This window comes from Achromobacter sp. DH1f (assembly GCF_000633435.1).
GTDB lineage: Bacteria > Pseudomonadota > Gammaproteobacteria > Burkholderiales > Burkholderiaceae_B > Achromobacter > Achromobacter deleyi.
Window position 1 is genome coordinate 1 of record NZ_AYMF01000018.1, and the last position, 13,687, is coordinate 13,687.

General features: G+C 68.3%; 13 protein-coding genes. 8 read left to right on the top strand and 5 right to left on the bottom strand.

The features are described from left to right. The coding region (locus U858_RS0115790; RefSeq protein ID WP_025138115.1) for a hydantoinase/carbamoylase family amidase at positions 1-919 on the top strand (919 nt) is incomplete at its 5' end. On the opposite strand, the gene U858_RS0115795 is transcribed toward U858_RS0115790, so the two are convergent. Then, complete coding sequence (locus tag U858_RS0115795; protein ID WP_025138116.1) at positions 880-1,353, bottom strand: hypothetical protein; 474 nt, start codon at positions 1,351-1,353, stop codon at positions 880-882. The two genes, U858_RS0115790 and U858_RS0115795, sit on opposite strands and share 40 nt — an antisense overlap. A gap of 167 nt (positions 1,354-1,520) precedes the next feature. Here U858_RS0115795 and U858_RS33750 point away from each other — a divergent pair, with 167 nt between their 5' ends. From U858_RS33750 to U858_RS35350, 3 genes are all read left to right on the top strand, one after another. Then, on the top strand, positions 1,521-2,246 hold the full coding sequence (locus U858_RS33750; protein WP_255358794.1) for an alpha/beta hydrolase: 726 nt from the start codon (positions 1,521-1,523) through the stop codon (positions 2,244-2,246). Positions 2,247-2,375: 129 nt separating this feature from the next. Further along, positions 2,376-3,443 carry an alginate lyase family protein gene (locus tag U858_RS0115805; RefSeq protein ID WP_025138117.1) on the top strand — a complete coding sequence of 356 codons (1,068 nt, stop codon included), beginning with the start codon at positions 2,376-2,378 and terminating at the stop codon, positions 3,441-3,443. 70 nt (positions 3,444-3,513) lie between these two features. Then, a complete protein-coding gene (locus tag U858_RS35350) occupies positions 3,514-3,681 on the top strand; it encodes a hypothetical protein (RefSeq protein WP_115596977.1) in 168 nt (55 codons plus the stop codon). Between the two features lie 53 nt (positions 3,682-3,734). On the opposite strand, the gene U858_RS0115815 is transcribed toward U858_RS35350, so the two are convergent. From U858_RS0115815 to ykgO, 4 genes are all read right to left on the bottom strand, one after another. After that, a complete protein-coding gene (locus U858_RS0115815) occupies positions 3,735-3,962 on the bottom strand; it encodes a hypothetical protein (protein ID WP_025138118.1) in 228 nt (75 codons plus the stop codon). A 68-nt stretch (positions 3,963-4,030) separates the two neighbouring features. Continuing rightward, positions 4,031-5,671 carry a nucleoside recognition domain-containing protein gene (locus U858_RS0115820; protein WP_025138119.1) on the bottom strand — a complete coding sequence of 547 codons (1,641 nt, stop codon included), beginning with the start codon at positions 5,669-5,671 and terminating at the stop codon, positions 4,031-4,033. After that, positions 5,652-6,767, bottom strand: a complete 1,116-nt coding sequence (locus tag U858_RS0115825; protein ID WP_232786551.1) for an NAD(P)/FAD-dependent oxidoreductase — start codon at positions 6,765-6,767, stop codon at positions 5,652-5,654. Before U858_RS0115825 ends, U858_RS0115820 begins: the two co-directional genes overlap by 20 nt. Positions 6,768-6,788: 21 nt before the next feature. Next, on the bottom strand, positions 6,789-6,929 hold the full coding sequence (ykgO, locus tag U858_RS0115830; RefSeq protein WP_025138121.1) for a type B 50S ribosomal protein L36: 141 nt from the start codon (positions 6,927-6,929) through the stop codon (positions 6,789-6,791). Positions 6,930-7,148: 219 nt separating this feature from the next. Here ykgO and U858_RS0115835 point away from each other — a divergent pair, with 219 nt between their 5' ends. The 4 genes from U858_RS0115835 to U858_RS0115850 all read left to right on the top strand — a co-directional run bounded on the left by U858_RS0115835 (position 7,149) and on the right by U858_RS0115850 (position 13,686). After that, positions 7,149-7,859, top strand: coding sequence for a GntR family transcriptional regulator (locus U858_RS0115835; protein ID WP_025138122.1), 711 nt, complete (start codon positions 7,149-7,151; stop codon positions 7,857-7,859). Then, positions 7,856-10,471, top strand: a complete 2,616-nt coding sequence (acnD, locus tag U858_RS0115840; protein WP_025138123.1) for a Fe/S-dependent 2-methylisocitrate dehydratase AcnD — start codon at positions 7,856-7,858, stop codon at positions 10,469-10,471. The genes U858_RS0115835 and acnD overlap by 4 nt, the downstream gene beginning before the upstream one ends. A 71-nt stretch (positions 10,472-10,542) precedes the next feature. Beyond that, the gene (gene prpF, locus U858_RS0115845) at positions 10,543-11,727 is read left to right on the top strand and encodes a 2-methylaconitate cis-trans isomerase PrpF (RefSeq protein ID WP_025138124.1); all 1,185 of its coding nucleotides are present in this window, start codon (positions 10,543-10,545) and stop codon (positions 11,725-11,727) included. Positions 11,728-11,778: 51 nt separating this feature from the next. Then, complete coding sequence (locus tag U858_RS0115850; RefSeq protein WP_025138125.1) at positions 11,779-13,686, top strand: hypothetical protein; 1,908 nt, start codon at positions 11,779-11,781, stop codon at positions 13,684-13,686. The last annotated feature ends 1 nt before the right edge of the window (position 13,687 follow it).

Sequence of the window (13,687 nt, forward strand, 5' to 3'; positions counted from 1 at the left end):
CGAACTGGAACACGACTTCGAAGTCATCGACTTCCTGTCCGAAGAACCCAGCGACTACGGCATTTCCTGTGTGGGCAGCCGCGCGCTCAGCGGCCAGCTCAGCGCCGACATGCTGGCCGCCCGCAACCCCGACGGCGAAACGCTGGCGCAGGGCATCGCGCGCATCGGCGGCGACCCGGCCGCGCTGAACGCCCCCTTGCGCGGCGCGCATGGCACCGCGGCATTCGTCGAACTGCACATCGAACAGGGCCCCGTGCTGGAAAGCCGCCAGCTGCCCATCGGCGTGGTCACCAACATCGTCGGTATCCGCCGCGTGCAGATCGTGGTCGAAGGCCAGCCCGACCACGCCGGCACCACGCCCATGGACATCCGCCGCGATGCCCTGGTGGGCGCGGCCCGCCTCATCGACGCCGCCAGCCGCCAGGCCAGCGCCGCCAGCGGCAATCCGCATTACGTGGTGGCCACGGTGGGCAAGCTGGCCATGACGCCCAACGCCGCCAACGCCGTGCCCGGCCGTGTCGAACTGACGCTGGAAATGCGCAGCGACAGCAATGCGGTGCTGGACGTATTTCCCGAAACGCTGATGGCCTCGGTGGCCGATGACCTGAAGGCGCTGCGCCTGACCGCCGGCTTCACCCAGCTGAGCCGCGCCCAGCCCACCGACTGCGCGCCGCTGGTGATGGACGCGGTGAAAGCCGCCGCCGACCAGCTGGGCTACGCCAGCATGCGGCTGCCCAGCGGCGCGGGCCACGATGCCGTCTACATGGCGCCCACCGGCCCCATCGGCATGATCTTCATTCCCTGCCTGAACGGCCGCAGCCACTGCCCCGAAGAATGGATCGAACCGGCCCAATTGCTGGACGGCACGCGCGTGCTGTATCAGACGGTGCTGGAACTGGATCGGGTGCTGCGCGGGTAAATGACGGACGCCAGCTTGCGAATGCCCTGGCGCGCAGCCACGACCGCCAGCGCCAGCGGCAACGCAATATCCCACTGGGCCAGGAACAATTCAAAGGTCGGTTCCCAGCGCGCCCAGGTGTTGCCGAACACGATCGGGGCCGGCGGCCCCAGATAAATGGCCAGCAGCGCCGCCCCCATGCCGGCCGCGGCGCGGCCGCTGGCAGACCGGCCCAACGGCGTAAACCGTTCGGCCACAGCCAGCGCCAGCCAAGCTGCCAGCCCGGCGAATGACGCATCCAGAAAGAAGTCCGACCGCTCGTACAGATAGGGCGCATCGGGAATCGCCAGGCCGTACGACCCAGTCTGTAACTTGGCGGTCAGGCAGGCGCCGAACAGGGCCGCGGCGGCGGCAAGCAACAGGGCATCGCAAAGCCGCGAAAACAGCTTGAACATGGGCAGGAAGGCCGGCAAAAAGCTACATTATCCGGTATCCCTTTCCCTTCGGGCCTACCATGCAGGCGATCCGATTTCTCTGTGCGCTTGCGCTGGCCTGCACGTTGCCCGGCATCTGTCTGGCCGCCCCCCAGAAAGACCTGCGCTACGGCCCAGATGCCGCGTAGCTGGCCGACGTCTACCTTCCCGACACGGCCGCCGCGTCGCCCGCAGCGGCGCCCATCCTGGTGATGGTGCACGGCGGATCGTGGCTTTACGGCGACAAGGCGGAACCCGTCGTCATCGACCAAAAACTGGCCCGCTGGCTGCCACTGGGCTTCGTGGTCGTCTCCGTCAATACCCGCATGCTGCCCGCGGCCCGGCCCGAAGCCCAGGCGGAAGACCTGGGCCTGGCCGTCGCCTGGATTCAACGGCAGGCCGTGGCCTGGAAGGCAGATCCCAGCCGCATCCTGCTCATGGGGCATTCATCCGGCGGCCATCTGCTGGCCTTGCTGGCCGCCGACGACGCCATGCGCCAACGCACGGGCGCTCACCCGTGGCTGGCCAGCGTCATCCTGGACGGCGCCGCCTTCGACCTGCCCGAAATCATGTCCAAGGAACACGCTTCGTTCTATGAAGACGCGTTTGGCACCGATCCTGCCCGCTGGCTGCCGGCATCGCCCGCCGAACACCTGAGCGGCCCCAATCCCCCCACCTTGCTGGTGTGCTCGACGCTGCGGCGCTTCTCGTGCCAACGCACGCAGGAATACGCCGACCGGCTCACCGCGCAGGGCGGCCACGCCCAGGTGCTACCCGTCGCCCGCGACCACGGCCAGATCAATTCGGACGTGGGCGCCGACAATCAAGAGACCCAGGCCATCATCGAATTCATCGATGCACAATTGCGGCGTTAGGCCGGTCCCGCCGCGCGGCGGACGGGCGGCCACGCAACTTTCCAGACGCGGCGGTGTCTATTCCTGATCAGCCAGCCTCCGGATCAGCTTGTCCTCAAGAACCCGCCGGCGCCAACAACGGCAACCGCAATGACCCATCCGCCACGCCCCGCCCGCGACAACCGGATACCGGCCGCCCCGCGCCGACGCTCGCCTTGCACGTACTACCTGGCCTGCCTGCTACTGGCCCTGCCGGGCGTCCAGGCGCTGGCCGCGACGCCGCAGTGCACGACACCGCCCCCCGGGCCGCGCGACCTGCAAGGCACGGGCTACTACACCGACGCCGCCCACTCAAAGATCGATCCCCGGCTGCAAGCCCGCAACCGCGCCCAGACGCGTCCCCTGGACGACTATGCGCAGCGCATCGCCACGATGTCCGACGCCTACCTGGCCGACAACGACGCCGCCGCCGGCCGCTGCGCCCAGGCCTGGCTGGCCGCATGGGCGCAAGATGGCGCGATGCTGGGCCAGATGATCCGCGACAACAATGACCAGCCCGACTACCTGCGTCAATGGACCCACGGCGCCGCTGCCCTGGCCTACCTGAAGACCTTGCCGCTGGCTACACCGGCGCAGCGCGGCGTCATCGAACCCTGGCTCAAGCAACTGTCCCGCGCCAACCTGGCCTACTGGGACGATGCCCGGCACAAGCGCAACAACCACTATTACTGGACCGGTGTCGGCATCATGGCCACGGCGGTGGCAACCCACGATGCCGACCTGCTGCACAGCGCGCAGGCCATTTACCGCAAGGGCGTGGACGACATCCAGCCCGACGGCAGCCTGCCCATGGAAATGGCGCGCGGCCGCCGCGCCCTGCACTATCACGACTACGCCGCCGCCCCGCTGGTCATGATGGCCGAACTGGCTTACGAGTCCGGCCACGACTGGTACACGTACCGCGATGGCGCACTGGGCCGGCTGGCGCGCCGCGTGGCAGATGGCTATCGCGACAGCGCCTGGTTCGCCCAGCGCGCCGGCACGGCGCAAGAGGCCGAACGGCCACACGGCAGCAGCGGCTGGGTCGAGTTCTACCGCCAGCATGCCGCCGACCCGCGCGACTTCGACGCCATGCACACCGACGGGCCATTCAAGGACCCGCGGCTAGGCGGAAACCTGACCCTGATGGCCCGCCACGGCATCGTGCCCAAACCCTGACACAGGCGTAAACTGGAAGCGCAACCATAGGCTGTACGCGGCCGCCGAGGGGCAGCCGCCGGAGATCACCATGAAACCCACCACGACACGCGCGCTGGCTTTGCTGGCCGCCCTGCTTATCCTGGGCGGCTGTTCGTCCCTGGGCCCTGGCGGCCCGCCGCATCCCGGCGCCGTCAACCCCTACAGCAGCGGCGGCTTCCGCGACGCCGGCCCGAACTATCCGGACACCGGTCCGTAATCATGCTTTTACCTGCGCCGGCCCGCCCCTTGGCGCTAGCCGGCCGCGGGTCCTTATCCGTCGACGCCCCTTGAGGCTGTCGCCGGGTCGTTGGCCAACTTGAACCACTTGCGCACGCGCTGCCAATGCGCGTCGCCATACAGCCGGCGAAAGCGCACATTCTCTTGCGATTGCGCATCCGCCAGCGCCGCCAGGCGTTGCGCGATGAAATCCGGGGTCAGCGCAATGCCGCAATCCACCGTAATGCAACGATGCCATTGGGCATAGGTCTCAGGAATCATTTCAGGGTCTCCAGACAGGTCATGGCCGGTGCGTCGGCGAGCACATCGCCACGTCCGGCGCGAGAGAATCAGATCAACACCTGCGCCAGCACCCACGCCGACACCAGCGACGTCGCCGCCTGCCGCCCGGCCAGGCCCCACGCATGGCGCGCCCCCAATTCGCGGCCAACGGTCCATAGCGTCACCAGGCACGCCGAACAGGTGGACGCCAGCCACACCACCACGAAGGTCTGCGCGGCACTCAGCTGTGCCAGCAGCGCGCCCTGCCCCTGGTTCAGCGCCAGCAGGCCATCCTTGCGCAACAGCGAAAACACCACCCCGCCCGCCGCCTGCGCCGGCAGGCCCAGCGCCGCCATGGGCGCGGCCAGCCACGACGACAGCGCCTGGATCGCGCCCATGCCTTGCAGCAAGGAAGCAAACAGGCAGATCAGCAGAAACACCGGCATCGCCTGTTTCAGAAATTGCGCCAGCACGGCGCGCAGACGCCATGCCACCCCGCGCCACGAGGGCCATTGCAGATACGCCTGGCCGGACAGCGGCGCGGCGGCATCGGCCTGCAACGCGCCATGCCACAGCCGCGTGTGCGCGGCGCCGACGGCGAACAGCAGGAACAGGTACGGCGCAAACAGCCACAGCCGCCCGGCCGCGCCGAACACCGACAACGTCGCGCCGATCTGGTAACTGCACGCCGAACCGAAGGCGATCAGGCTGACGCAGGCACGCCGTGTGCAGGCCGAGCAGCCCCGGCTCTGGAACGTGGCCACCACATTGCAGCCAAAGCCCGACAGCACCGGAATCAGGTCGCGTCCGCTCAGGCCGATATGCCGCAGCGCCGGGTCCAGCGCCGCGGTCATGCGGTCCTTCAGCCCGCTTTCTTCGGACAGCGCCATCGACACGCCGATCAGCGCCACCACTGGAAACGCCCAGATGAATGAATACAGCCCCAGGCTGACCAAACCATAGCTGCCGACCAGCACCGTCTGCAACGCGGCCGGCGTGGCTGCCAGGGCGTGGGTCAGCGGCTGCACCAGCGCGGCATCGGCCAAGGGTTGCAGCCATCCGGACAGCAGGTAGGCGAGTACCACCGGCAACGCAAACATCGACAGCAGCGCCAGCAATGCCCACCACGCACCCAACCGCGCGTGGTCGAACGGCGTGCGCTGCGGTCGGCGCAATCCCGCGGCCCGCCAGGCCACCAGCGGCGCGGGTGCGGCGGGCAGCAAGACCGCTCCCGCCAGCGCCGCATGCACGGCGGCCAGTTCCTGCGCCGCGGGTGCGCGGGCGTTGATGGCCGCCACCGGCACACCCAGCGCGGCGCCGCAACGCGCGGCCAACGCGGGCCCGTTGTCGCATTTGTCGGCAAAGGTCAGCACCACGCAGACGCGCCGCGTTCCCGCCAGCGCGGCCAGCAGTTCACGCATGCGCGTCGGCGCATCGGTCACGCGCATCACCACCGCCACCACGGCGGCGGGCGTCAGCCGTGCCAGGGCCAGGCGGGTGGCGGCGCTGTCTTCGCGCAACCGCACGCCCGGCGTATCCACCAGCCGGGTGCCGGTGTCGCGCAGCCAGGCCTCGCGGCAGGCCACGGTGGAACCCGGCACGTTGTTCTCGTCGCCGATCGCCTGGCCCGTCAGGCTGCGAAACAGCGCCGACTTGCCCGCATTCTCCAGCCCGGCCAGCACTACCGTGTCAGCATTCGCAGGCGTCATCGCAGCAATCCGCGTTGCCGAACGGGCCCCAGGCACCCGCTGCGGGCGCATCGTCTTGCGCAGGCAGGCCCAGGTGCTGCGCCACCATCCGCGCCACGCCGTCAAAGCGCTGGCGGAACTTGTAGATGAAGCAATAGATGCGGCGGTCCTGCCGCACCTGCGGCCCCGCCAGGAACAGGCCGGGCGTCAGCGTGGATTCGTCATGCGCGCTCAATATGGGCCGGCCATCGGGCGTCCAGTCGAAGCATTCACGGATCAACTGCGCGCCGCCGCCCCGCAGAAAACCGGTGCCCAGGATCGGCTCGTGCGCGCTGGCAAACACGCGGCCGTCCTCGGCCAACGCCACGAAGCCCGCGGCCTCGTGCCGCACCTCCAGCACATTGACCCCGAACGCGATCTGCAGCCGGCCGCTGTCCAATGCCTGGTACAGCCGCTGGCGGCTGTATGGCGACAGCGACAGGCTGGGGTCGTGCGGACTGGCCGGGTCCCAGGTCGACTTGCGCGCCAGCAATTGCACGCGGGCACCGCCGGCCACCAGGTTCACGGCCGCATCCACGCCGCTTTCATAGCCGCCGATCACCAGGTATTCGTCGCCATCGAAAGCAGACCAGCTGTCCACCTCGGCGTAGTGCACGCAACCCTGTGCCCCCGCGAAGGGCCGCAGGTCGGGATACTGGTATTCGCCCGTCGCCCACACCACCGACCGCGCCAGCGCCGTGCCCTTGGACGTGTCCAGCCGAAACTCGCCGCGCGGCCCGCGCGTCAGTCCGGTCACATCGCACCCCAGCGCCAAAGGCACCTCATGCGCCTGTGCCACCCGTTCCAGGTATTGCGCATAACGCGGACCGTCCAGGTGTTCCATGCCCGCGGACAAAGCCGGCGAACTGGTCTCGGTCACGGCATTCAAGTCCGCCAGGCCAAACGGATTGCTGTAGAACGACGGCGTGATGAAGCGCGTTTCCTGCGGCCACGCCAGGAACGAGGCACCCACCTGGTGCCGGTCGATCACCACACACCGCCGCACCCCGTGCCGCGCCAATGCGATCGCCATGCCGATCCCGGCGGGGCCGGCGCCCACCACGGCAACGTCAAGCACGTTCGATTGCACGATGCGCCGTTACTTGTTTTTTGCGCCGCCCTGGCGCGCCTTGAAGCGCGGGTTGGACTTGCAGATCACGTAGATGCGCCCGCGGCGCTTGACGACCTGGCAGTCCCGGTGGCGGGTCTTGGCGTCTTTGAGAGAGGAAAGGACTTTCATGCGGGGCTCCGGAAGGAAGGGGGAATGCAGGCCCCGATCTCGCGCCAGCGGGATCAACGGCCAGACAATAATGATATGTAATAACATTCTATTTGTCACGCCGCATGCAAAACCAGGGCTTGCACCCACCCCGCCTCGCGGGTAAATTGTTGACAATCCATCGCCCAACGGCGACTTACACCGGGTTTTCGCCCAGATAAAGACCAGATTGTTGACACAATGAGCAAAGTGCTGACGCTACCCAGCGCCGAGCCTGGCGATAACGAGACCCTGGCGGAACACATCTTCCGCAAGATCCAGTCCGCCATCGTCAAAGGCGAAATCGCCCCCGGCAGCAAGATCTCCGAACCGGAACTGGCGCGCATCCATGGCGTCAGCCGGGGCCCGCTGCGCGAGGCCCTGCACCGGCTGGAAGGCCAGAAACTGCTGGTGCGCGTGCCGCATGCCGGCGCACGCGTCGTGTCGCTCAGCCCCAAAGAGCTGGCCGAGCTGTATGAAATCCGCGAATCCCTGGAAGGCATGGCTTGCCGCCTGGCCGCCGACCGCATGCCGCCCGCGGAAATCGAAGAACTGCGCCAGGTGCTGCAAGCCCACGAAAAAGACGAGGCCTTCCAGGCGGGCATCGGCTACTACCAACAGGAGGGCGACTACGACTTCCACTACCGCATCGTCAAAGGCAGCGGCAACGACATGCTGTTTCGCATGCTCTGCGACGAGCTCTACCAACTGGCGCGCATGTACCGCATCCAGTATTCGACCACCCCGAATCGCCCCCGGCAGTCGTATGCCGAGCACCACCGCATTCTTGACGCCATCGCCGACCGCGATGGCGAGCTGGCTGAACTCCTGATGCGCCGTCACATCCGCGCATCCCGTCTCAACATCGAAAATCAGATCGCTCAGGGCAACCTGAAGCGCACCGAGGCATGAACAAATCCTATCGCAAGCCCCTGCCCGGCACCCGCCTGGACTACTTCGACACCCGCGCCGCCGTGGACGCCATTTCGCCCGGCGCGTATGACCGCCTGCCCTATACCTCGCGCGTGCACGCCGAGAACCTGGTGCGCCGCTGCGACCCCGCGATGCTGACCGATGCGCTCAAGCAGCTGATCGAACGCCGCCGCGACCTGGACTTTCCGTGGTATCCGGCCCGCGTGGTCTGTCATGACATCCTGGGCCAGACCGCGCTGGTCGATCTGGCCGGCCTGCGCGACGCCATTGCCGACAAGGGCGGCGACCCCGCCAAGGTCAACCCGGTGGTGCCGGTGCAGTTGATCGTCGACCACTCGCTGGCCGTGGAATACGGCGGCAATGATCCCGATGCCTTCGAGAAGAACCGCGCGGTCGAAGACCGCCGCAACGAAGACCGCTTCCACTTCATCGACTGGACCAAGCAGGCCTTTCGCAACATCGAAGTCGTGCCCCCGGGCAACGGCATCATGCACCAGATCAACCTGGAGCGGATGTCGCCGGTGATCTACACGCAAGACGGTGTGGCATTCCCCGACACGCTGGTCGGCACCGACAGCCACACCCCGCACGTGGATGCGCTGGGCGTCATCGCCATCGGCGTGGGCGGCCTGGAAGCCGAAAACGTCATGCTGGGCCGCGCCTCGTGGATGCGCCTGCCCGACATCATCGGCGTCGAACTGTCCGGCCGCGCCCAACCCGGCATCACCGCCACCGACGTGGTGCTGACGCTGACCGAATTCCTGCGCAAGGAAAAGGTCGTGGGCGCCTACCTGGAGTTCTACGGCGAAGGCGCCGCCAGCCTGACGCTGGGCGACCGCGCCACCATCTCGAACATGGCGCCCGAATACGGCGCCACCGCCGCGATGTTCTCGATCGACCAGCAGACCATCGACTACCTGCGCCTGACCGGCCGCGAAGACGAGCAGATCGCGCTGGTGGAAACCTACGCCAAGACCGCGGGCCTGTGGTCCGACAGCCTGAAGACCGCCGAATACGAACGGGTGCTGCGCTTTGACCTGTCGACCGTGGTGCGCACCCTGGCCGGCCCGTCCAACCCGCATCGCCGCCTGCCGGTGGCCGACCTGGCCGAACGCGGCATTTCCGGCGTGGTCGAAAACCAGCCCGGCCTGATGCCCGACGGCGCCGTCATCATCGCCGCCATCACCAGCTGCACCAACACCAGCAACCCGCGCAACGTCATCGCCGCGGGCCTCTTGGCGCGCAACGCCAACCGCGCCGGCCTGACCCGCAAGCCCTGGGTCAAGAGTTCGCTGGCGCCTGGTTCTAAGGCCGTGGCCCTGTACCTGGACGAAGCCGGCCTGACCGAAGACCTGGAAAAGCTCGGCTTCGGCGTGGTGGCGTTTGCCTGTACCACGTGCAACGGCATGTCGGGCGCGCTGGACCCCATGATCCAGCAGGAAATCATCGACCGCGACCTCTACGCCACCGCGGTGCTGTCCGGCAACCGCAACTTCGACGGCCGCATCCACCCCTACGCCAAGCAGGCCTTCCTGGCCTCGCCGCCGCTGGTGGTGGCCTACTCCATCGCCGGGACCATCCGCTTCGACATCGAACGCGACGTGCTGGGCACCACCGCGGACGGCCGCGAAATCCGCCTGAAGGACATCTGGCCCACCGATGCCGAGATCGACGCCACGGTCAAGGCCGCCGTCAAGCCCGAACAGTTCCGCAAGGTCTACGCGCCCATGTTCGGCATCCAGAACGAACGCCAGGCCGGCGTCAGCCCGCTGTACGCCTGGCGTGCGCAAAGCACCTACATCCGCCGCCCGCCGTACTGGGAAGGCGCGCTGGCCGGCGCGCGCACGCTGCGCGGCATGCTGCCGCTGGCCGTGCTGGGCGACAACATCACCACCGACCACCTGTCGCCGTCCAACGCCATCCTGATGGACAGCGCCGCGGGCGAATACCTGCACAAGATGGGCCTGCCCGAAGAGGACTTCAACTCGTACGCCACCCACCGCGGCGACCACCTGACGGCGCAACGCGCCACCTTCGCCAACCCCAAGCTCTTCAACGAAATGGTGAAGAACGCGGACGGCACGGTCAAACAGGGGTCCCTTGCGCGCGTGGAACCCGAGGGCAAAGAGATGCGCATGTGGGAAGCCATCGAAACCTACATGGACCGCAAGCAGCCGCTCATCATCGTGGCCGGCGCCGACTACGGCCAGGGTTCGTCGCGTGACTGGGCCGCCAAGGGCGTGCGCCTGGCCGGCGTCGAAGCCATTGCCGCCGAAGGCTTCGAACGCATCCACCGCACCAACCTCATCGGCATGGGCGTGCTGCCGCTGGAATTCAAGCCGGGCGTGAACCGCAAGACGCTGGGCCTGGACGGCACAGAAAGCTACGACGTGGTCGGCGAACGCAAGCCGCGCGCCGACCTGACGCTGGTCGTGCACCGGCGCAACGGCGAAACCCTGCAAGTGCCCATGACCTGCCGCCTGGACACGGCCGAGGAAGTCTCCATCTACGAAGCCGGCGGCGTGCTGCAGCGCTTCGCGCAAGACTTCCTGGAGGCCGAATCCGCCGGCTCGGCCAAGCAGGCCGGCTGATTCCCGCAACCCTCATCAAGGCGGGCGCCCGGCGCGCCTGCCGCCCACATTCAAGACATCAGGACTGCCCCATGGCCCACGCACCCCAGATCAAGATTGCCGCCACCTACATGCGCGGCGGCACCAGCAAAGGCGTGTTCTTCAAGCTGGACGACCTGCCCGAATCCACCCGCGTGGCGGGCCCGGCCCGCGACGCGCTGCTGATGCGCGTCATCGGCAGCCCGGACCCCTACGGCAAGCAGATCGACGGCATGGGCGCAGCCACCTCCAGCACCAGCAAGACCGTCATCGTCGGCAAGAGCACCCGCCCCGACCACGACGTGGATTACCTGTTCGGCCAGGTCTCGATCGACCAGGCCTTCGTCGACTGGAGCGGCAACTGCGGCAACCTGTCCGCCGCGGTCGGCCCCTTCGCCATCACCAACGGCCTGGTCGACCCCGCCCGCGTACCGCAGAACGGCATCGCCGTGGTGCGCATCTGGCAGGCCAACATCCAGAAAACCATCATCGCCCACGTGCCCATCACCGACGGCGCCGTGCAGGAAACCGGCGACTTCGAACTGGACGGCGTGACCTTCCCCGCCGCCGAGCTGCAGCTGGAATTCATGAACCCGGCCGAAGAAGGCGACGGCGGCTCGATGTTCCCCACCGGCAATCTGGTGGACGACCTGGAAGTGCCCGGCGTGGGCACCTTCAAGGCCACCATGATCAACTCCGGCATTCCCACCATCTTCCTGAATGCCGACGCCCTGGGCTACAGCGGCGCCGAACTGCAGGACGACATCAACGGCGACGCCGCCGCGCTGGCCCGCTTCGAGACCATCCGCGCGCACGGCGCGCTGCGCATGGGCCTGATCAAGAACCTGGAAGAAGCCGCCGCCCGCCAGCACACCCCCAAGGTCGCTTTCGTGGCCGGCCCCAAGGCCTACACCGCGTCCAGCGGCAAGCCCATCGGCGCCGGTGATATCGACGTGCTGGTGCGCGCGCTGTCCATGGGCAAGCTGCACCACGCCATGATGGGCACCGCGTCGGTCGCCATCGCCACCGCCGCCGCCGTGCCCGGCACGCTGGTCAACCTGGCGGCCGGCGGCGGCCAGCGCGACCAGGTCTGCTTCGGCCACCCGTCGGGCACGCTACGCGTGGGCGCCGAGGCCCAATTGGTCGACGGCGAATGGACCGTCACCAAGGCCATCATGAGCCGCAGCGCCCGCGTGCTGATGGAAGGCCGCGTGCACGTGCCGCGCGTCGGGTTCTAAGGTCCGGGCTGCGGTATTCTCTGCCGCAGCCCCCTACCGACGGACTCCTCCATGGCATTTCCTCGCGCGCTGCGCGGCATCAAGGCTGGCCTGGCCAGCGCCGCACTGGTCGCGTCGGCCGCCGCCGACGCCACCCCGATCCTGATGCAGCCCGCGCCGGGCGCCACCTACGTCCACGGCCGCTATTACCTGATTCCCCAGCCCTACGCGGCGGTCAAGGCCGACCTTGAAAAAGGCCTGTCTGACCCAGGCCTGGGCGGCTTCAGCCAGCGCGACGACAGCGCCCCCGTTTCGGCCATGGAGTTCTATTGGGCGCAGGTCGCGGCGCGCCACCTGCCCGCCGTGAAGCAGGCGCTGGATGACCAGGCCAGCGGCCACGCCACCCCGGTCCTGGACAAGGCGCTGGCCGCGGGCGTCATCACCGCCGACGAACGCGACGCCTTCCGCCAGGCCATCGCCCGCCAGCCCGACTATGCCGACGAAGCCATCAAGTCGCTGCCGTTCTTCTCGCAGCCGGTGGCGCGCTGGTCGTTCGAGCGCGAACGCGAGAAATCCCGCCGCACCCAGGCCGACTACGGCACCGTCATGGACGTCTCTGCCCTGGCCGGCCGCGCGCCATTGACGCTGGTCTGGTACGGCGGCGCGGCCACCACCGTGACCCGCCATTTCCGCATGACAAGCTGCATGATCGGCGTGGCCTGCTTTCCCGACCCGCATATCGAACGCAACGCGCAGACCGTCGAACACGCCGATCCGGCGCTGGACCGCTACATCGACAGCCTGACGCAGCGGCTGCAAGCCCTGCCCCAGGGCGATGCCGACCGGATCATGCAGGCGTACTTCGACGCCTATGCGCGCGGCGCGGACGCCGCCACCACACAGCCCGCCCCCGCCGTCGCCGCGTTGCCGGAAACCCCCCTGCCGGGCACGCCCTTGCCGGCCGACGAATCCGACCTGCGCCGCTACGACAACGACAGCTGGCGCCTGATCGCCCTGCCCGACGGCAGCCTGCTGGCGTCGGGCGCCGCCGTGCACCGCTACGTTCCGCGCGCCGGCACCGCCATCGATCGCGAAAACGGCCCCGCGGGCTTCGGCATGGCGCGCACCTTGAAGATCGCTGCCGACGGCCAGGTCTGGGGCCAAGGCCTGCGTGAAGACGGCTCAGCCGTCCTGCTCACCTGGCGGCCCGGCCAGCGCCAGGCCACGCCGTTCGCGCTGGCAACGGCGATGCCCGACCGCCGCATCGACGACTGGACCCTGCCGGCCCGTGGCGGCGTCGCGCTGCGCGTGGGCGACACGCTGTACACCATGACGCCCCAGGGCCGCTGGAGCCAGCGCCCCTGGGATGCGTCGCTGCGCCGCGCCGCCAGCGACGCGCTCGAACAGGCCCTGCCGTGGCGCTACAGCGAAGCCATTCAATTCGGCGATGGCCTGTTCTGGGGCGCCGACCGCGACGGCTACGGCATCGATCCGGCCACGGCCCAGGTAGCCGCCAGCTTCAAGACCACCGCCGACAAGCTCTTTTTCGGCAGCCGCCGCGGCAACTGGGCCCTGGCCCTGTCCGAAACGCCTGACGGCCGGCGCCTGCGCGCCATCGACCTGGCCACCGGCCAGGCCCGCTTCGATCTGGAAACCCCGGCCGTCTACTACACTTCCAGCGCGGCGCGCAGCGCCCACGGCCGCCTGCTTGCCGTCAGCGGCGCCGACACCACCGTGGTGGTCATGGATATGGCCGCAGGAAAGATGCGGCTCAACCTGCGCGCCCCCAAGGACTACAGCGTCAGCGCCATGGCCTTTTCGTGGGCAGGCGACCGGTTGTGGATCTACGCCCGGCCCGTGGGCAACAACGGACCCGCGCAGTTGTTCAGCTGGGACGTGCCGGCAGACCTGCGCGATGCCGCGCAGGGGCAGGACATTCCCGATCAGTTGCGCTGCGGGTATTCGATGGAATGCCGCTGAC

Coding starts and splice junctions, on each gene's coding strand:
- U858_RS0115795 (WP_025138116.1), bottom strand. CDS start 1,353: ATGTTCAAGCTGTTTTCGCGGCTTTGCGATGCCCTGTTGCTTGCCGCC.
- U858_RS0115805 (WP_025138117.1), top strand. CDS start 2,376: ATGACCCATCCGCCACGCCCCGCCCGCGACAACCGGATACCGGCCGCC.
- U858_RS35350 (WP_115596977.1), top strand. CDS start 3,514: ATGAAACCCACCACGACACGCGCGCTGGCTTTGCTGGCCGCCCTGCTT.
- U858_RS0115815 (WP_025138118.1), bottom strand. CDS start 3,962: ATGATTCCTGAGACCTATGCCCAATGGCATCGTTGCATTACGGTGGAT.
- U858_RS0115820 (WP_025138119.1), bottom strand. CDS start 5,671: ATGACGCCTGCGAATGCTGACACGGTAGTGCTGGCCGGGCTGGAGAAT.
- ykgO (WP_025138121.1), bottom strand. CDS start 6,929: ATGAAAGTCCTTTCCTCTCTCAAAGACGCCAAGACCCGCCACCGGGAC.
- U858_RS0115835 (WP_025138122.1), top strand. CDS start 7,149: ATGAGCAAAGTGCTGACGCTACCCAGCGCCGAGCCTGGCGATAACGAG.
- acnD (WP_025138123.1), top strand. CDS start 7,856: ATGAACAAATCCTATCGCAAGCCCCTGCCCGGCACCCGCCTGGACTAC.
- prpF (WP_025138124.1), top strand. CDS start 10,543: ATGGCCCACGCACCCCAGATCAAGATTGCCGCCACCTACATGCGCGGC.
- U858_RS0115850 (WP_025138125.1), top strand. CDS start 11,779: ATGGCATTTCCTCGCGCGCTGCGCGGCATCAAGGCTGGCCTGGCCAGC.